Annotated in this window: 15 protein-coding genes and 1 riboswitch; of the genes, 9 read left to right on the plus strand and 6 right to left on the minus strand. The window is 71.9% G+C overall.

Annotated elements, in window-relative coordinates:
- Window positions 1–78: 78 nt before the first annotated feature.
- The 7 genes from shc (at window position 79) to ABZ565_RS05460 (ending at window position 8,068) form a co-directional block, all read left to right on the plus strand.
- Complete coding sequence (shc, locus tag ABZ565_RS05430; RefSeq protein ID WP_361020705.1) at window positions 79–2,082, plus strand: squalene--hopene cyclase; 2,004 nt, start codon at window positions 79–81, stop codon at window positions 2,080–2,082.
- Window positions 2,082–2,732, plus strand: coding sequence for a 1-hydroxy-2-methyl-2-butenyl 4-diphosphate reductase (locus ABZ565_RS05435; protein WP_361020707.1), 651 nt, complete (start codon window positions 2,082–2,084; stop codon window positions 2,730–2,732). Before shc ends, ABZ565_RS05435 begins: the two co-directional genes overlap by 1 nt.
- A 5-nt stretch (window positions 2,733–2,737) precedes the next feature.
- A complete protein-coding gene (hpnH, locus tag ABZ565_RS05440) occupies window positions 2,738–3,757 on the plus strand; it encodes an adenosyl-hopene transferase HpnH (protein WP_361020709.1) in 1,020 nt (339 codons plus the stop codon).
- Window positions 3,758–3,841: 84 nt separating this feature from the next.
- Window positions 3,842–5,770 carry a 1-deoxy-D-xylulose-5-phosphate synthase gene (gene dxs / locus ABZ565_RS05445; protein ID WP_361020711.1) on the plus strand — a complete coding sequence of 643 codons (1,929 nt, stop codon included), beginning with the start codon at window positions 3,842–3,844 and terminating at the stop codon, window positions 5,768–5,770.
- Window positions 5,767–7,164, plus strand: a complete 1,398-nt coding sequence (locus ABZ565_RS05450) for an aspartate aminotransferase family protein (protein ID WP_361020713.1) — start codon at window positions 5,767–5,769, stop codon at window positions 7,162–7,164. Before dxs ends, ABZ565_RS05450 begins: the two co-directional genes overlap by 4 nt.
- A gap of 62 nt (window positions 7,165–7,226) precedes the next feature.
- Window positions 7,227–7,835 (plus strand): XRE family transcriptional regulator, encoded by a 609-nt coding sequence (locus ABZ565_RS05455; RefSeq protein ID WP_361020715.1) that lies wholly within the window; start codon window positions 7,227–7,229, stop codon window positions 7,833–7,835.
- Window positions 7,836–7,891: 56 nt separating this feature from the next.
- Window positions 7,892–8,068, plus strand: a complete 177-nt coding sequence (locus tag ABZ565_RS05460) for a DUF6126 family protein (protein ID WP_018520240.1) — start codon at window positions 7,892–7,894, stop codon at window positions 8,066–8,068.
- Between the two features lie 11 nt (window positions 8,069–8,079).
- Here ABZ565_RS05460 and ABZ565_RS05465 read toward each other — a convergent pair whose 3' ends face one another.
- Entirely contained in the window at window positions 8,080–8,892 is an 813-nt protein-coding gene (locus ABZ565_RS05465) for a tyrosine-protein phosphatase (RefSeq protein ID WP_361020717.1), read from the minus strand.
- A 409-nt stretch (window positions 8,893–9,301) separates the two neighbouring features.
- A riboswitch (cyclic di-AMP (ydaO/yuaA leader) is annotated at window positions 9,302–9,461 on the plus strand.
- 3 nt (window positions 9,462–9,464) lie between these two features.
- On the opposite strand from ABZ565_RS05465, the gene ABZ565_RS05470 reads away from it, so the two are divergent.
- The gene (locus ABZ565_RS05470) at window positions 9,465–10,388 is read left to right on the plus strand and encodes a LysM peptidoglycan-binding domain-containing M23 family metallopeptidase (RefSeq protein ID WP_361020719.1); all 924 of its coding nucleotides are present in this window, start codon (window positions 9,465–9,467) and stop codon (window positions 10,386–10,388) included.
- Window positions 10,389–10,571: 183 nt separating this feature from the next.
- Complete coding sequence (locus ABZ565_RS05475) at window positions 10,572–11,399, plus strand: SGNH/GDSL hydrolase family protein (protein WP_361020721.1); 828 nt, start codon at window positions 10,572–10,574, stop codon at window positions 11,397–11,399.
- Between the two features lie 19 nt (window positions 11,400–11,418).
- On the opposite strand, the gene ABZ565_RS05480 is transcribed toward ABZ565_RS05475, so the two are convergent.
- From ABZ565_RS05480 to ABZ565_RS05500, 5 genes are read right to left on the minus strand one after another with little or no spacing between them, the layout of a single operon-like run.
- Complete coding sequence (locus ABZ565_RS05480) at window positions 11,419–12,312, minus strand: STM4011 family radical SAM protein (RefSeq protein ID WP_361020723.1); 894 nt, start codon at window positions 12,310–12,312, stop codon at window positions 11,419–11,421.
- A 7-nt stretch (window positions 12,313–12,319) separates the two neighbouring features.
- On the minus strand, window positions 12,320–13,675 hold the full coding sequence (locus ABZ565_RS05485; protein ID WP_361020725.1) for an STM4012 family radical SAM protein: 1,356 nt from the start codon (window positions 13,673–13,675) through the stop codon (window positions 12,320–12,322).
- Window positions 13,672–14,484: an STM4013/SEN3800 family hydrolase gene (locus ABZ565_RS05490; protein ID WP_361021152.1), complete on the minus strand. Its 813-nt coding sequence runs from the start codon at window positions 14,482–14,484 to the stop codon at window positions 13,672–13,674. The genes ABZ565_RS05485 and ABZ565_RS05490 overlap by 4 nt, the downstream gene beginning before the upstream one ends.
- Before the next feature lie 43 nt (window positions 14,485–14,527).
- Window positions 14,528–15,673, minus strand: a complete 1,146-nt coding sequence (locus ABZ565_RS05495) for an STM4014 family protein (RefSeq protein WP_361020727.1) — start codon at window positions 15,671–15,673, stop codon at window positions 14,528–14,530.
- Window positions 15,654–16,628, minus strand: coding sequence for an STM4015 family protein (locus tag ABZ565_RS05500; protein ID WP_361020729.1), 975 nt, complete (start codon window positions 16,626–16,628; stop codon window positions 15,654–15,656). Before ABZ565_RS05500 ends, ABZ565_RS05495 begins: the two co-directional genes overlap by 20 nt.

Raw genomic sequence — 16,628 nt, forward strand, 5'->3', positions numbered from 1 at the left:
TCGCCGGCCGGCGCCCCACGGGCGCCGGCCGACGGAGACCCCAGCACAGCAGAGGACCACCTGCACGAAGGGGAAGCCATGACAGCGACGACCGACGGAAGCACCGGGGCCGTTGACCCCCGCGCAGCCTCGGCCAGCCGAAAGACAACCGAATCAACGATCGCCGCGGACGCCGTACAGGCCGCCGCGCGGCGGGCCGCGGAACGCTCGGTGGAGCATCTCCTCGGCAGGCAGGACGAGCAGGGCTGGTGGAAGGGCGACCTCGCCACCAACGTCACGATGGACGCCGAGGACCTTCTGCTCCGTCAGTTCCTCGGCATCCAGGACCCCGCCACGGTACGGGCGGCCGCGGGTTTCATCCGCGGCGAACAGCTCGGCGACGGGACGTGGGCGACCTTCCACGGCGGCCCCGCGGACCTCTCCACCACCATCGAGGCCTACGTCGCGCTGCGGCTGGCGGGCGACCGGCCGGAGGACCCGCACATGGCCCGGGCCGCGGGCTGGGTCAGGGAGCAGGGCGGCATCGCCGCGAGCCGGGTCTTCACCCGGATCTGGCTGGCCCTCTTCGGCTGGTGGAAGTGGGACGACCTGCCGGAGCTCCCCCCGGAGCTGATGTTCTTCCCGAAGTGGGTCCCGCTCAACATCTACGACTTCGGATGCTGGGCCCGCCAGACCATCGTGCCGCTCACCATCGTGTCGGCGAAGCGGCCGGTGCGGCCGGCCCCCTTCGCCCTGGACGAGCTGCACACCGACCCCGAGAACCCGAATCCGCCCCAGCGCACCGCGTCGGCGCGGAGTTGGGACGGGCTCTTCCAGCGGCTCGACAAGGCGCTGCACGTCTACCACCGGTTCGCACCGCGCGGACTGCGCCGGGTCGCGATGAACGCCGCCGCCCGCTGGATCATCGAACGCCAGGAGAACGACGGCTGCTGGGGCGGCATCCAGCCGCCCGCCGTCTACTCGGTCATCGCCCTGCACCTCCTCGGCTACGACCTCGAACACCCGGTGATGCGGGCGGGCCTCGAATCGCTCGACCGCTTCGCCGTGTGGCGCGAGGACGGCACCCGCATGATCGAGGCGTGCCAGTCCCCGGTCTGGGACACCTGCCTGGCCACCATCGCGCTCGCCGACGCCGGGGTCGCCCCCGACCACCCGGCGCTCGTGAAGGCGGCGGACTGGATGCTCGCCGAGGAGATCGTCCGGCCGGGCGACTGGGCGGTGCGGCGGCCCGGACTGGAGCCCGGCGGCTGGGCGTTCGAGTTCCACAACGACAACTACCCCGACATCGACGACACCGCGGAGGTGGTCCTCGCCCTGCGCCGGGTCCGCCACCCCGACCAGGCCCGGGTGAACGCCGCGATCGAGCGCGGGGTGCGCTGGAACGTCGGCATGCAGTCCCGTAACGGGGCGTGGGGGGCGTTCGACGCGGACAACACCAGCCCCTTCCCCAACCGGCTGCCCTTCTGCGACTTCGGCGAGGTCATCGACCCGCCGTCCGCCGACGTCACCGGACACGTGGTGGAGATGCTGGCCGTCGAGGGCCGCGCCGCGGACCCCGTCACCCGGCGCGGCATCGAGTGGCTGCTGTCCGAACAGGACGCGAGCGGCGGCTGGTTCGGGCGCTGGGGTGTCAACTACGTCTACGGAACGGGGTCGGTGGTCCCCGCGCTGACCGCCGCCGGGCTGCCTCCGTCGCACCCGGCGATCCGGCGCGCGGTCGAGTGGCTGGAGTCCGTCCAGAACGACGACGGCGGCTGGGGCGAGGACCTGCGCTCCTACACCGAGGAGAAGTGGATCGGCCAGGGCGCCTCCACCGCCTCCCAGACCGCCTGGGCGCTCCTCGCGCTGCTCGCCGCGGGGCGCCGGGACACCGTCGCCGTGACCCGGGGCATCGCCTGGCTGACCGAGACCCAGCAGGCCGACGGCTCCTGGGACGAGCCCTACTTCACCGGCACCGGGTTCCCCTGGGACTTCTCCATCAACTACCACCTCTACCGGCAGGTCTTCCCGCTCACCGCACTCGGGCGGTACGTGCACGGCGACCCGTTCGCGGGCCGCACACCGACGCGCGAGGGGGCCTGATGGGAGAGGCGGGGCCGGCCGCCCCGCTGCTGATCGCCTGCGCGCTCGGCATCGAACAGCTCGCCCTGCGCACCGGCAGGGGGAGGGCGGTGGACGCCCCGGAGCGGGTCACCGTGCTCCGCACCGGCATGGGCCCCAGGGCGGCCGAGACCGCCGTGGCGCGCGCGCTGGGTCGGGACGGCGGGGCGCCGGACACCGCGGTCATCGCCTCGGGGTTCTGCGCCGGCCTCGCGCCCGGGATGCACCCGGGCGACCTGGTGGTGGCCGAGGAGACCCGGGCCGCCGGGGACCCCGTCCCGTGCACCGGTGCGGACCTGCTGGCCGACGCGCTGGCCAGGGCCGTACCGGGGCGCACCGTACACACCGGCCCGCTCACCGGGTCCGACCATGTCGTCCGGGGACATGAGCGGGCCGAACTGCGGGCCACCGGGGCGATCGCGGTGGACATGGAGTCCGCCGCGACCCTGCGTACCGCCCTGCGGTCCGGGCCACGCCCGGTTGCCGCCGTACGGGTGGTCGTGGACGCTCCGGAGCATGAGCTCGTCCGTATCGGCACGTTCCGCGGTGGAATATCGGCTTTCCGCGTTCTTCGTGCCGTCCTGCCGGCTTTCTATGAATGGCACCGATCTTTGCTGCTCCCCAGGAGGTGAGCCAGATGGCCATGCCGCTTCGTCAGTCCATCAAGGTTGCGACGTACCTCATTGAACAAAAGCTCCGCAAGCGGGACAAATTTCCGCTGATTGTCGAACTGGAGCCGTTGTACGCCTGCAACCTCGCCTGCGAGGGCTGCGGGAAGATCCAGCACCCGGCCGGAGTCCTCAAGCAGCGCATGCCCGTGGCCCAGGCCGTCGGCGCCGTGCTCGAATCGGGCGCTCCGATGGTCTCCATCGCCGGCGGCGAACCACTGATGCACCCTCAGATCGATGAGATCGTGCGCCAGCTGGTGGCGAAGAGGAAGTACGTCTTCCTCTGCACCAACGCGATGCTGCTGCGCAAGAAGATCGAGAAGTTCACACCCTCGCCCTACTTCGCGTTCGCCGTGCACATCGACGGGCTGCGGGAGCGGCACGACGAATCGGTCGCCAAGGAAGGGGTGTTCGACGAGGCGGTGGCGGCGATCAAGGAGGCCAAGCGGCGCGGCTTCCGGGTCACCACCAACTCCACCTTCTTCAACACCGACACCCCGCAGACCATCATCGAGGTGCTCAACTTCCTCAACGACGACCTCAAGGTGGACGAGATGATGATCTCGCCCGCCTACGCGTACGAGAAGGCGCCCGACCAGGAGCACTTCCTGGGCGTCGAGCAGACCCGCGAGCTGTTCAAGAAGTCCTTCGCCGGCGGCAACCGGAGCCGGTGGCGGCTCAACCACTCGCCGCTCTTCCTGGACTTCCTGGAGGGCAAGGCCGACTTCCCGTGCACCGCCTGGGCCATCCCCAACTACTCCCTGTTCGGCTGGCAGCGGCCCTGCTACCTCATGAGCGACGGCTACGTGCCGACGTACCGGCAGCTCATCGAGGAGACCGACTGGGACAAGTACGGCCGGGGCAAGGACCCGCGCTGCGCCAACTGCATGGCGCACTGCGGCTACGAACCCACCGCCGTCCTCGCCACCATGGGCTCCCTGAAGGAGTCCCTGCGCGCCATGCGCGAGACCGTCAGCGGCAACGGCTGAGCTGCGACACCCGGCCGGGCTCCCGCGCGGAGCCCGGCCATCACCGTGAGCAGGAACAGGACCACAGAGAGAGGGGGCCCGGGCATGACGCTGCTGCAGAGCATCCGGGGGCCGCACGATCTGAAGGCACTGAACGCGTCACAGCTCGGCGGACTCGCCGAGGAGATCCGCACCTTCCTGGTGCAGGCCGTGGCCAGGACCGGGGGGCATCTGGGCCCCAACCTCGGGGTGGTGGAGCTGACCATCGCCCTGCACCGGGTCTTCGACTCGCCCGTCGACCGCATCCTGTGGGACACCGGCCACCAGAGCTACGTGCACAAACTGCTCACCGGGCGCCAGGACTTCTCCAAGCTGCGCGGCAAGGGCGGGCTCTCCGGCTACGCGTCCCGCGAGGAGTCCGAGCACGACGTCATCGAGAACTCGCACGCCTCCACCGTCCTCGGCTGGGCCGACGGCCTCGCCAAGGCCAATGAGGTGCGCGGCCGTGACAGCCACGTCGTCGCCGTCATCGGGGACGGGGCCCTCACCGGCGGCATGGCCTGGGAGGCGCTGAACAACATCGCCGCCGCCAAGGACCGGCCGCTGATCGTCGTCGTCAACGACAACGAGCGCTCGTACGCGCCCACGATCGGCGGCCTCGCCCGCCACCTGGCCACGCTGCGCACCACCGACGGTTACGAGCGCTTCCTCTCCTGGGGCAAGGGCCTTCTGGAACGCACCCCCGTCATCGGGCAGCCGCTGTACGGGTCGCTGCACGGGGCCAAGAAGGGCTTCAAGGACTTCGTCGCCCCGCAGGGCATGTTCGAGGACCTGGGGCTCAAGTACATCGGCCCGGTCGACGGGCACGACACCGCCGCCGTCGAGGCCGCCCTGCACCGCGCCAAGGGCTACCGGGGCCCCGTCCTCGTCCACTGCATCACCGAGAAGGGGCGCGGTTACGCCCCCGCCCTGCGCGACGAGGCCGACCGCTTCCACACCGTCGGCGCGATGGACCCCCTGACCTGCGCCCCACTCGTGCCGGCCGCCGGTCCGTCCTGGACCTCCGTGTTCGCGGACGAGATCGCGGCGATCGGGGCGGAGCGCCCGGACGTCGTCGCGCTCACCGCCGCGATGCTGGACCCGGTCGGGCTGGCTGAGTTCGCCGAGGCGTTCCCGGACCGCGTCTGGGACGTGGGCATCGCGGAGCAGCACGCGGCGGTCAGTGCGGCGGGGCTCGCCACGGGTGGGCTGCACCCGGTCGTCGCCGTCTACGCCACCTTCCTCAACCGGGCGTTCGACCAGCTCCTGATGGACGTCGCCCTGCACCGGTGCGGGGTCACCTTCGTCCTGGACCGGGCCGGCGTCACCGGGCCCGACGGGGCCTCCCACAACGGCATGTGGGACATGTCCGTGCTCCAAGTCGTGCCGGGGCTGCGCATCGCGGCCCCGCGCGACGCGGACCGGCTGCGCGAGGAACTGCGCGAGGCGGTCGCCGTGGACGACGCGCCGACCCTGGTGCGGTACCCGAAGGAGTCGTTGGGGGAGGCGATCGAGGCGGTCGGCCGGATCGGCGGGATGGACGTGCTGCGGCGCGACGAGGACGCCGATGTGCTCCTCGTCGCCGTCGGCGTGATGGCCTCCGTCTGCCAGCGCACCGCCGAACTGCTGTCGGGCGCCGGCATCCGCTGCACCGTGGTGGACCCCCGCTGGGTCAAGCCCGTCGACGCGGCGCTGCCGCCGCTCGCCGCGGCGCACGGGCTCGTCGCGGTGGTCGAGGACAACAGCCGGGCCGGGGGCGTCGGTTCGGCGGTCGGGCAGGCGCTCCGGGACGCGGGCGTCGACGTACCGCTGCGCACCTTCGGCATCCCCGAGCAGTTCCTCGCGCACGGCAAGCGGTCCGAGGTGCTGGCCGACATCGGACTCACACCGGTCGAGATCGCCGGCCGGATCAGCGCCGTCACGGCCGCCCGGAAGGCGGCCGTCGGCACCGGGCACGACGTCCCGGGCAACGGGCACAAGGAGAGCGGGGCATGAAGGACGACGAGCCCAAGGGCTTCGATCTGGCGCGGCTCCTCGCCGAGCGCGGCGCCGAACGCTACGAACTGCACAGCAAGCACCTCAACCACCAGCTCCCGCGCATGCTGCACACCATCGGCTTCGACAAGGTCTACGAACGGGCCGAGGGCGCGCACTTCTGGGACGCTGACGGCAACGACTACCTGGACATGCTCGCCGGATTCGGTGTCATGGGTCTGGGCCGCCACCACCCCGTCGTACGCAAGGCGCTGCACGACGTCCTCGACGCCTCGCTCGCCGACCTGACCCGGTTCGACTGCCAGCCGCTGCCCGGGCTGCTCGCGGAGAAGCTGCTGAGTCACAGCCCGCACCTGGACCGGGTGTTCTTCGGCAACAGCGGCACCGAGGCCGTCGAGACGGCCCTCAAGTTCGCCCGCTACGCCACCGGCAGGCCGCGCGTCCTGTACTGCGACCACGCCTTCCACGGGCTCACCACCGGCTCCCTCTCGGTCAACGGCGAGGGCGGGTTCCGCGACGGCTTCGCCCCGCTGCTGCCCGACACCGCGATCCCGCTCGGCGACCTCGACGCACTGCGGCGGGAGCTGAAACGGGGCGATGTGGCCGCTCTGGTGGTGGAGCCGATCCAGGGCAAGGGGGTGCACGCGGCGCCGCCCGGCTACCTGCGCGAGGCCCAGGAGCTGCTGCACAGGCACAAGGCCCTCCTCATCGCCGACGAGGTGCAGACCGGCCTCGGCAGGACCGGTGACTTCTACGCGTACCAGCACGAGCAAGGGGTGGAACCGGACCTCGTCTGCGTCGCCAAGGCGCTCTCCGGCGGCTACGTCCCGGTCGGGGCGACGCTCGGCAAGGACTGGATCTTCAAGCGCGTCTACTCCTCGATGGACCGGGTCCTCGTCCACTCCGCGAGCTTCGGCTCCAACGCCCAGGCCATGGCGGCGGGGCTCGCGGTGCTGTCGGTGATGGAGGACGAGGAGACCGTCGCGCACGCGCGCCGCACCGGCGACCTGCTCCGCGAGCGGCTGTCCGCGCTCGTCGGGCGCTACGAACTGCTGCACGAGGTGCGGGGGCGCGGGCTGATGATCGGCATCGAGTTCGGCCGCCCCGCCTCGCTGAAGCTGCGGAGCCGGTGGACCATGCTCCAGGCGGCGCGCAAGGGCCTCTTCGCGCAGATGGTCGTCGTGCCCCTGCTCCAGAAGCACCGCATCCTCACCCAGGTCTCCGGCGACCACCTCGAAGTGATCAAGCTGATCCCGCCGCTGGTCATCGATGACGCGGACGTCGACCGCTTTGTGGAGGCGTTCACCGCCGTCATGGACGACGCGCACAGCGGTGGGGGACTGATGTGGGACTTCGGACGGACCCTGGTGAAGCAGGCCGTCGCCAACCGCTGAGGTGTTTTTGCCCCTGAGGCAAGAAATTTGCCTCAGGGGAAACAATTTGGCCCAATGGAGGCATGAACCCTCCGGACGACCTGGCGGCCGGCGAGCTGCCCGGTGTCGCGCCACGCCTGCGCGATCTGCGCCGAGGCCGTGGTCTCACCCTGGAGACCGCGGCCCAGCGGGCCGGGCTCTCGCCCGCCCACCTCTCCCGGCTCGAAACGGGCCGCCGCCAGCCCTCGCTGCCGATGCTGCTCCAGCTGGCCAGGATCTACGGTACGACGGTCTCCGAGCTCCTCGGCGAGATGCCCCCGGAACGTGACGCGATCGTGCGCGCCCGCCCGTTCGAGGGTGCGGCCGCCGACGGCTGGATGTACCAGCAGGCCGGCGGCTCCGGCCGGGCGATGCAGGCGCTGCGCGTCCGCGTCCCGTACGGAGCCCAGGGCGACCTGGTCCGCGTCCACCCCGGCGAGGAATGGCTGTACGTCCTGACCGGCCGCCTCCGGGTCACGCTCGGCGAGACGGTGCACGACCTCGGTCCCGGGGACGGCGCGCACTTCGACTCGCTCACCCCGCACCGGATCGCGGCTCCCGAACCCGAGGGCTCCGAGCTGCTCTTCGTGCACACCCTGCTGCAGAGCCCCGCCGCCGACCTGTGCCTCGGCGGCCCGGTCCACCGCAGCTGAGACGTTTCCGCCGCCGGACCCCCGGCAGCCCTCCCCGGCAGCCAGAGAGGCCAGTCATGTCCGATTCAGAGAATTACGACCCGCTCACCCCGGCCCCGCGCCCCGGCGCCGACACCCATGAGAAGAAGATGCCGCGGGGACTCGTCATCCGGCTCTTCGCCTACCTCGTGGCCGGGCACGTCATCGCCGCGTTCCTGTACCTGCTCTTCGCGGTCGGCATGCACAACCAGTAGGCCGAGCCGCCTCAGCTCTCGTCGAGGAGCCGGTCGCGCAACTGCTCACGGGTGGCGGGCGTGAGCTTCAGCCCGTCGGTGAGATAGCGGTCGGTGCCGCCCCAGGTCTCGTCGATGGCGGCGAAGGCCGCGGCGAGATAGTCGGGCTGGGCGCCGAAGAGCGGGTTCAGCAGCTCCAGCACCTCCGGGGACATCCCGGCCGCCGAGGTGTCGCTGCGCCGGATGCGGTAGCGGCGGTGCGCGTCGTTCGACTTCAGGTAGTCGGCCTCGATGGTCTCTCGCCCGACGCCCACCGCCAGCAGCGTCACCGCGATCGACAGCCCGGCCCGGTCCTTGCCGGCCGCGCAGTGCATCAGGGCGGGCACGCTGTCCTCGGCCAGGGCGTGCAGCACCCGGCTGTGCTCGGCGGTGCGCTCCAGGATGATCGAGCGGTACGAGGCGACCATCCGGCGGGTCCCCTTGCCGTCGGCCAGGATCGAGCGCAGCTGTGCCAGGTCGCCGTCGCGCACCATCCGCCAGAATTCCGCCCCGTCCGCCGGGTCGCTGAGCGGGATGCTCACATTCCGTACGCCCGGCAGCTCGATGTCCAGGCCGTCCAGCTTGTGGTCCGCCGCGTTGCGGAAGTCGAAGACCGTGTGCAGGCCGAGCCCGCCGAGGAACGCCGCGTCCTCGGCCGTGGCGTGCGCCAGGTGACCGCTGCGGTACAGACGGCCGTGCCGTATGCGGCGGCCGTCGGTGGTGGGCAGGCCGCCCACGTCCCGGAAGTTGCGGACACCGGTGAGAACGGGCTCCGTCGGCGGGGTCTGCGGCAGCTGCTGCGTCACGGTCACTCCTGGAGGCTCTGCCCCGGCGCGTATCGCCGACGGGCCCACGACCGCGACGATACGACATCGGTTCCTGGGGCAATCATTTCGGCCGCCCGCTCCGCGCCGATGCGGACGACAGGCGCGACATGTCCGTATTGCCGGTATATGCCGAACTTGCCCCGGTTGTGCGGGAGATGATCACCCGCTCGTGAGCGGGATCATATCCGTGACGGTGTGTGCTGGCGCCCCGGCTGGGTATTCCCCGTGCCGCGCGGAAAGCCAAGATCCGTAATCCACGGAGTGTGACCGGAATTCGGCACCGCAATTCCCCTGCGGAATCCGGTGCGGAAGCTGTGGCTTGTTTCCGCCGTCCCGGCTCGCTTACGTTCCATGTCCACCCGGACGGAACGCCCAATCCTGCCGCCGTCCGGGATTCGCACCCACTCACCGTGTGGCAGGAGCGGGGGAACCAGGTAAGCCGCCGACCGGGACGACCGGACGGCTAGGGGTGAAGTCGCGCCAGGCGCGGCCGGGCATCTCCAGCCCGAACCCGACAGCTCACCTCGCAGGCGCCGGAGAGGAAATTCTTCATGCCCAACTCGGGTAAGCACCGCCGTCCCAAGTCCAGCACCATAGCCCGCGGCGTCGTCGCCGCGAGCGCCGGCGGCGCCGTCATCGCGCTTCCGCTGCTCGGCGCCACCGGTGCCCACGCCGCGGAGCAGTCCGCCCCGGCCACGTCGCAGTCGGCCGCCGCGCACACCGCCCCGGCCAAGCCCGCGAAGAACACCGGCACCACCACCTACTCCGTGGTCTCCGGCGACTACCTGTCGAAGATCGCGGCCCAGCACCACCTCAAGGGCGGCTGGCACAAGCTGTACCAGGACAACCGCGAGGTCGTCGGCGAGAACCCGAGCCTGATCTTCCCGGGCATGAAGCTGACCCTCGGCGCCAAGGCGGCCCCCGCCGCCGCCACCCCGTCCAAGGCCCCCGCCGAGACGGCGGAGAAGACCGGGACGAAGGCCGCGCCCAAGGCCGAGACGAAGGTCGAGACCAAGACCGAGGCGCAGACGGAGGCCAAGACCGAGGCCCCGGCCGCCCAGGACAACGCCTCCGGCTACGTCCACCCGGTCCCGGGCAACCACACCACCGCCTACCGCGCCTCCGGTGCCAACTGGTCCAGCGGCAGCCACACCGGCATAGACTTCCCCGTCGCCACCGGCACCAGCGTGAAGGCCATCACCTCCGGCACCGTCGTCACCGCCGGCTGGGGCGGCGCCTACGGCAACCAGGTCGTCATCAAGCACGCCGACGGCCACTACTCCCAGTACGGCCACATGTCCTCGCTCTCCGTCTCGGCGGGCCAGACCGTGACCGCGGGCCAGCAGGTCGGCCTCTCCGGCTCCACCGGCAACGCCACCGGCCCGCACCTCCACTTCGAGGTCCGCACCGGCCCGGAGTACGGCTCGGACATCGACCCGATCGCCTACCTGGCGTCGCACGGGATCTACGTCTGATCCAGGCAGTACCGGCCCGGTGATCCGGGTCACTGAACGGCACAGAGGGACGACGCACGGCGGTGCGTCGTCCCTCTGCTTATTCCCCCTTTACCGAAAACTGACCGGGTGGTTTATCTCACCACCCGTCAACCCCTTATTACGGTCGCGTAGGTCACATTCCGGGGTGCAGGATATGCGGTTGTGGCAGACGATTCGAACAACCTTCAACAGGGCGTCATCGACCGACAGGGCGCCATCGGGTCGTACGCGGCGATTGGCGACAGCTTCACCGAGGGAGTCGGCGACCCCGGCCCGGACGGAACGTTCGTCGGCTGGGCCGACCGGCTCGCGGTACTCCTCGCGGACCGGCTCCCGGAGCCCGGCCCGGCGACCGGTGCCGGCTTCCGGTACGCCAATCTCGCCGTACGAGGACGCCTCCTCGACCAGATAGTCGAGGAGCAGGTGCCCCGCGCCAAGGAACTCGCCCCCGATCTGGTGAGCTTCTGCGCCGGCGGCAACGACATCATCCGGCCGGGCACCGACCCGGACGACGTGGCCGAACGCTTCGAGCGGGCGGTCGCCGACCTCACGCGGTCGGTCGGCACCGTCATGGTCACCACCGGCTTCGACACCCGTGGCATCCCCGTGCTGCGCCATCTGCGCGGCAAGATCGCCACCTACACCGCCCACGTCCGGGCCATCGCCGACCGCTACGACTGCCCGGTCCTCGACCTGTGGTCGCTGCGCTCGGTGCAGGACCGGCGCGCCTGGGACGGCGACCGGCTCCACCTGTCGCCCGAGGGACACACCCGGGTCGCGCTCCGCGCCGCCCAGGTCCTCGGCCTCGGCGTACCGGCCGACCCGGACCAGCCGTGGCCGCCGCAGCCCCCGCGCGGCACGCTGGAGATCCGCCGCGACGACATCCACTGGGCGCGCGAATACCTGGTCCCGTGGATCGGGCGGCGGCTGCGCGGCGAGTCCTCCGGGGACCACGTCGAGCCGAAGCGGCCGGACCTGCTCCCGCTCTGACCGGCCGCCTCCGCTGTCCTCAGCCGCCCCGCGACCGCGTCGCGGCGACCGGGGACAGCGGCAGCGTCGCCGGTATCCGCTCCAGGACCCCGCCCGCGAAGACGTCGTACAGCGGCAGCGTCTCCAGGTGCACATAGCCGATGTGGCAGTCGCAGACGGCGAGCGGGCAGGCTTTCGGCCCCAGCGCCCGGCGGTAACTGCCGTCGTACAGATTGCCCAGCTCCGCCCGGACGAAGTGGCAGCGGCGCACCGTGCCGTCCCCGTCCACCGAGATCACCGACTCACCGGTCCGGCAGGGCAGCCCCGCCGAGCGGTGCGGGTGGCGGCTGTACGGGAACAGCGGGTCGATCTCCGTCCACCGCTCCGCCTCCTCGTCCGTGTAGGTGTGCCCCTCGGCGGCGTTGACCCAGAGGTAGACCTCGTCGGCGAGCGCCGCGCGCAGCCGCCGTGCCTCGCCGAGATGGGCGTCGAACCCCACGACGCCCACGCTGTGCCGGACCCCGAGGTCCCTCAGCTCCGCGCACCGGCCGAGGAAACGCTCGTACGGCGTCTGCCCCGGGTGGTACGTGCACCAGAGCGCGATCCGCTCGCGGGCCGCCTCCGGCGCCTCGGCCAGCCAGCGCGTCCGGCCGCTCAGGTTCGTCTGGATCGCGACCCGGCGCACGTGCGGGAGGCCCGCCAGCTCGACGATCGCCCGGCGGTACCAGGAGCGCACCAGGCCCTCGCCCCACGGCGTGAACAGCACCGAGATCCGGTCACCGGTCTGCGCCGCCACCCACGCGGTGAACCGTTCGAGCGTCGCCCGGTCCGCCCGCAGCTGCTCCGGGGTGTCGCGCCGCTTGGCGAACGGGCAGTACGGGCAGTCGTAGTCGCAGGAGGCGAGCGGACCCCGGTAGAGAATCGTCAGGTCCACGGCCGGCTCACTTCAGCTCGTACGCGGCCATCGCGGCCCGCACGGCGGGGGAGAAGAGTTCAGGGCCCAGCGCGTCGGAGTACGCCAGCCCCTCCGGCGACAGCCGCAGCAGTCCCTCGGCCGGGGCCCCGCCGTCCAGCCAGCCCCGGGCCCCGAACCGGGCCAGCTCCTCCGGGAAGTCCTCGTACGGCGAGGTGCCGAACCGCTCGCGGTACTCGGCCACGGGCATGCCCCGCGCCTGGAGCACCGACTGGAGGAGATGGCGGCGGCGCGCCTCGTCCCCGTCGGTGTACCGCCCGACCTCGGCGCGGGAGAAGTCCTCGGTGGCCGTGTAGGCGTCGATGATGCCCCGGACCTCGTTCATCCGGACCGCGTAGTCGAAGGAGTAGTGCAGCCGCGAGGTGTAGGAGCGGGCGCCGCAGCCCAGGCCGATCATGCCGTCCGTCTGGCAGGCGTAGTCGTCGGGCCCCTCCGCGCGCGGGGCGCCGGCGCGGCGGAACATCCGCATCGACACCTGCTCGTATCCGTGGGCCAGGAGGTGGTCGCGGCCGGCCCGGTACAGGCGCAGGCGCTGCTCGTCCCAGGCGGCGTCGGCCTCGCCGGGGGAACGCCGGCCGAGGGCGGTCAGCGGGCGCACGTACAGCGGGTAGAGGTACAGCTCCTCCGGCCGCCAGCGCAGGGCCGCGTCCAGCGAGGTGTGCCAGCTCCGCTCGGTCTGGCCGTCTATGCCGTAGATCAGATCGATGTTGAGCACCGGTATCGAGGTGTCCCGGATGAGTCCGAGCGCCCGCTCCACGTCGGCCGCGTGCTGCGGGCGCACCGCCGCGCGGGCCTCCGCCGCCACGAAGCTCTGCACCCCGATGCTGATCCGGGTCGCGCCCCGCTCGGCGAGCACGGCCAGCCGGTCGGCGGTCGCGGTGGACGGGGACGTCTCCACGGACAGCGGCACGGACCGCAGACCGGCGCCCATCCGCTTCTCCGCGATGTCGCACAGCCGCTCCAGCTCGCCCGCCGTCAGAAAGGTGGGCGTGCCCCCGCCGAACGCCGCCGCCGCGAAGCGCACCGGCTCCGTGTCGCCCAGCGCGTCCCGTACCGCACTCGCCTGCCGGTCCAGCGCGTCCAGATAGCGCGAGGTCAGCTCGTCCGGGGCGCCGATCCGGGTGAAGAGGTTGCAGAAGCCGCAGCGGACCTCGCAGAACGGGATGTGCATATAGAGGGAGAGCGCGTCCTTGCGTTCCCCCGCCCACAGCTCGTCCAGCGCCGGCCGCCCGCCGGGCTGCTCGGCTAGCGGGCGGTACGCCGTCTTGTGCGGGTAGGCGTAGACATAGCTCTCGTACGGGCGGACGGTGTGCGTCAGGGTCATCGGGCGGTCCCCGGTTCCAGGAAGAAGTGGGCGTACGGGACGGTCCAGACGGACTCGTGGCCGAGCCGGTGACCGGCGTAGCCGTCGTCGCCGTAGGCCGTGCCGTGGTCGGAGCAGACGAGGGCGAAGGCACGGCGGCGGCTGCTCGCGGCGGCGAAGAGCCGGCCGATGTGGGCGTCCACGTATTCCAGGGCGGCGGCGTGCGTGGCACGGCTGTCACCGGCGTCGCGGGTCGCCCCGGGCCGGTGGAACCAGTTCGGCTGGTGGAGCGCGGAGACGTTGACGAAGAGGAAGAGCCGCTGCTCCGGCGGCAGGGCGGCGACCACCTCCTCGGCGCGGGTCACCTGCGCCTCGAACGAGGTGGGGGAGGCGACGCCGAACTCCGGCTCCCAGTGCGCCTCCTGGAACATCCCGGGGAGCACCGAGCCCAGCGGCCCCCGGAGGTTGAAGAAGCCGACTCCGCCGACGCACACCGTGCGGTACCCCTCCTTCGCGAGCCCCGACACCAGATCCGGGGTGTCGAACACGAAGGTGCGCTCCGCCGTGGTCTCGCTGCCGGCGAACCGCGCGGCGAACAGCCGGGGGTGTGGCCCGGGCGCGGCCGGGGTGGGCAGGAACCCCGCGAACATCGCCTGGTGGGAGGCGTAGGTGAAACTCCCCGGGGCGTGCCGCTTCTCCCAGACACCGCCCGGCAGATGGCGGGCCAGGTTCGGGATGCGCCCGGCGGCGGCCAACTCGGCCGCGACGTCGTACCGCAAGGTGTCCAGGGTGACGAACAGCAGGTCGTGACTGCCCACGACCTCGCTCATATCGGGGTCGGAGCAGTGCTCGGAGACGTGCTCGGCGCTGTACTCAGGGGGCGGTGCTGACACGGTCGTTCCTTGCTCGTTCCAGTACGGCGGCGATCTGCGCCGCGTAGGTGTCCAGGCCCTCGGCGCCGCTGCCGGGCAGACCGGTGAGGTTCGGCAGCAGGTCCCCGAAGGCGTTGACCTCGCCGACGGCGAAGCGCCGCCAGCCGGTCAGGGGCAGCAGGTCGACCCCGACGCACAGGGTGTCCGGGAAGGCGGCGGCGGCCCGCTCGCAGATGGCCAGGGCCTCGCCCCAACTGCCGCCCGCCGCCTCGACGGCCGCCCGCACCCCGGCCAGGTCGCCGCGCGCCCCGCCCAGGTGCAGATTGGTCATCGGTGAGGTGCTGGTGCGCACCACGGCGTGGGTGGCCCGGCCGGCGACCACGACGACGCGCAGGTCGGCGGCCCGGCCGCGCTGGGTGGCCTTGGGCACCCAGCGCTCGATGTGCAGCCCGTCGGGCGCCAGCGCGTCGATCACCGCCGCGACCTCGCGCTCCGTCGTGCACCGGCGGACCCGCAGCGAGTTGTAGAGCCGGCCGGCCGGGTCCCGCTCCACGGAGGTGGCCGCCCGGATCCGGCCCGCGCCGGCCGTCTCCACGGCCAGCACCCCGGAGGCCGAGGAGCCGTGCGCGGGCTTCACGAACACCCGGGGCATGCGGTGGGCGGCCATCAGGTCCCTTACGTCGTCCCAGCCGCGCACGGGCGCCCCGGCCGGTCCCGAGGTCGGCGAGGCGGGGACGGGCACCCCGGCCGCGTCCAGCACCCCGTGGCACAGCCGCTTGTCGAAGAGCGCCGCGATGTCGGCAGGAGCGTCCAGCAGTTGCGCGCCGGCCTCCCCGGCGGCGACCGCCACCTCGCGTACGGCGGCGGTGAACCGCGCGTACCAGAGGGCCGAACCCTCCACCCGGGCCGCGTCGTCGGCTCCACGCAGCAGCCGGTCCACCTCCGCGTCCTCGCCCGGGGACTCGATGCGCACGATCTCCCCGGGCAGGAAGCGCGCCCCGCCCCGCAGCACGCGGAGCCAGGAGACCGTACGCGCCTCGGGCAGGCCGGCGGCGGCCACCGCGTCTTGGAAGAGGGAGACGCGGCGGCTGCCCGGGTTGCCGACGACCGCGAGGCGCGGCGGACCGCTACTCGCTGACCGCGACATAGCGGGGCTCGTCCTCGTCGTCGGGGTCCCAGTCGTCCGCTTCGGAGAGGTCGACGTGGACGTCGTGGCGCTCGGACAGTTCCTTGAAGCGGTCCATCACCTCGTCGCTGAGGTAGTGGTGGTGCAGGTCCAGGCCCTCCAGATGGGTGAGCGGCTGTCCTTCGAGGAGGGCCAGGCCCCCCGCGTCGCTGAGGGTGCCCATCGAGAGCGCCAGGGACTCCAGCTGCGCGACGACCGGCGCGGAGGCGACCGCCACGGCGATCTCGTCCTGGATCTCGCTGTTCTGAAGTCCGAGATGACGCAGCCGGGGAAGGCTGCCCCCGGACAGCAGTGGGGTCATGTCCGCCACCGTGGCGTCGCCCGAGTACCACTGGGAGCCGAGCCACAGCTCCAGCCGCTCCAGCGCGGGCAGTTCACAGGCTCCGACCGCGCGCACGACATGACCGGGCAGACCGCCGGACTCGAAGCGCAGGGCCTTCAGGGCCTCGTGCCGCACCGGGTGCAGCTCCAGCGTCTCCTTGTCCAGCCCGCTGCCACCGCCCCGTACCACCAGCTCCTCCAGGCGCGGGAACGCCTGGAGCACCGGCGTGATGTCGCACATCTGGAGCCACGACACCTCGCACTCCTCGCCCACGACGTCGGCGAGGAACAGAGCGCGCAGCGCGGGGAAACGGGCCGCGTCCGAGGTGATCAGCTCCACCACGGGAGCCAGGGAGCTGTAGTCGCCGTCCCACCAGTGACCGATCACCAGGGCACGGACCTGCGCCGGGTCGACCTTTGCCAGGAAGTGCCTCCAGACAACGGCGAATTCATTCCCTTCCCAGCCACAGTCCAGCCGCCAGGCCATGGCGTCCGGCGTGGGCAGCGTCGCGGGCCACGGGCTGTCGTCACCCGGTTCCGGCAGGGTGAACACGGGCATGCCGTGGAAGGAGCAGGGGTGATTGATGCCGATCAT

It is taken from the genome of Streptomyces sp. NPDC016469, from assembly GCF_040632905.1.
In the GTDB taxonomy this organism is placed as follows: domain Bacteria; phylum Actinomycetota; class Actinomycetes; order Streptomycetales; family Streptomycetaceae; genus Streptomyces.

Excerpts from the sequence above, each read along its gene's own strand:
- ABZ565_RS05500 (WP_361020729.1), bottom strand. The coding sequence starts at position 16,628 with ATGATCGGCATCAATCACCCCTGCTCCTTCCACGGCATGCCCGTGTTC.
- ABZ565_RS05455 (WP_361020715.1), top strand. The coding sequence starts at position 7,227 with ATGAACCCTCCGGACGACCTGGCGGCCGGCGAGCTGCCCGGTGTCGCG.
- hpnH (WP_361020709.1), top strand. The coding sequence starts at position 2,738 with ATGGCCATGCCGCTTCGTCAGTCCATCAAGGTTGCGACGTACCTCATT.
- dxs (WP_361020711.1), top strand. The coding sequence starts at position 3,842 with ATGACGCTGCTGCAGAGCATCCGGGGGCCGCACGATCTGAAGGCACTG.
- ABZ565_RS05490 (WP_361021152.1), bottom strand. The coding sequence starts at position 14,484 with ATGAGCGAGGTCGTGGGCAGTCACGACCTGCTGTTCGTCACCCTGGAC.
- ABZ565_RS05495 (WP_361020727.1), bottom strand. The coding sequence starts at position 15,673 with ATGTCGCGGTCAGCGAGTAGCGGTCCGCCGCGCCTCGCGGTCGTCGGC.
- shc (WP_361020705.1), top strand. The coding sequence starts at position 79 with ATGACAGCGACGACCGACGGAAGCACCGGGGCCGTTGACCCCCGCGCA.
- ABZ565_RS05485 (WP_361020725.1), bottom strand. The coding sequence starts at position 13,675 with ATGACCCTGACGCACACCGTCCGCCCGTACGAGAGCTATGTCTACGCC.
- ABZ565_RS05450 (WP_361020713.1), top strand. The coding sequence starts at position 5,767 with ATGAAGGACGACGAGCCCAAGGGCTTCGATCTGGCGCGGCTCCTCGCC.
- ABZ565_RS05470 (WP_361020719.1), top strand. The coding sequence starts at position 9,465 with ATGCCCAACTCGGGTAAGCACCGCCGTCCCAAGTCCAGCACCATAGCC.
- ABZ565_RS05460 (WP_018520240.1), top strand. The coding sequence starts at position 7,892 with ATGTCCGATTCAGAGAATTACGACCCGCTCACCCCGGCCCCGCGCCCC.
- ABZ565_RS05435 (WP_361020707.1), top strand. The coding sequence starts at position 2,082 with ATGGGAGAGGCGGGGCCGGCCGCCCCGCTGCTGATCGCCTGCGCGCTC.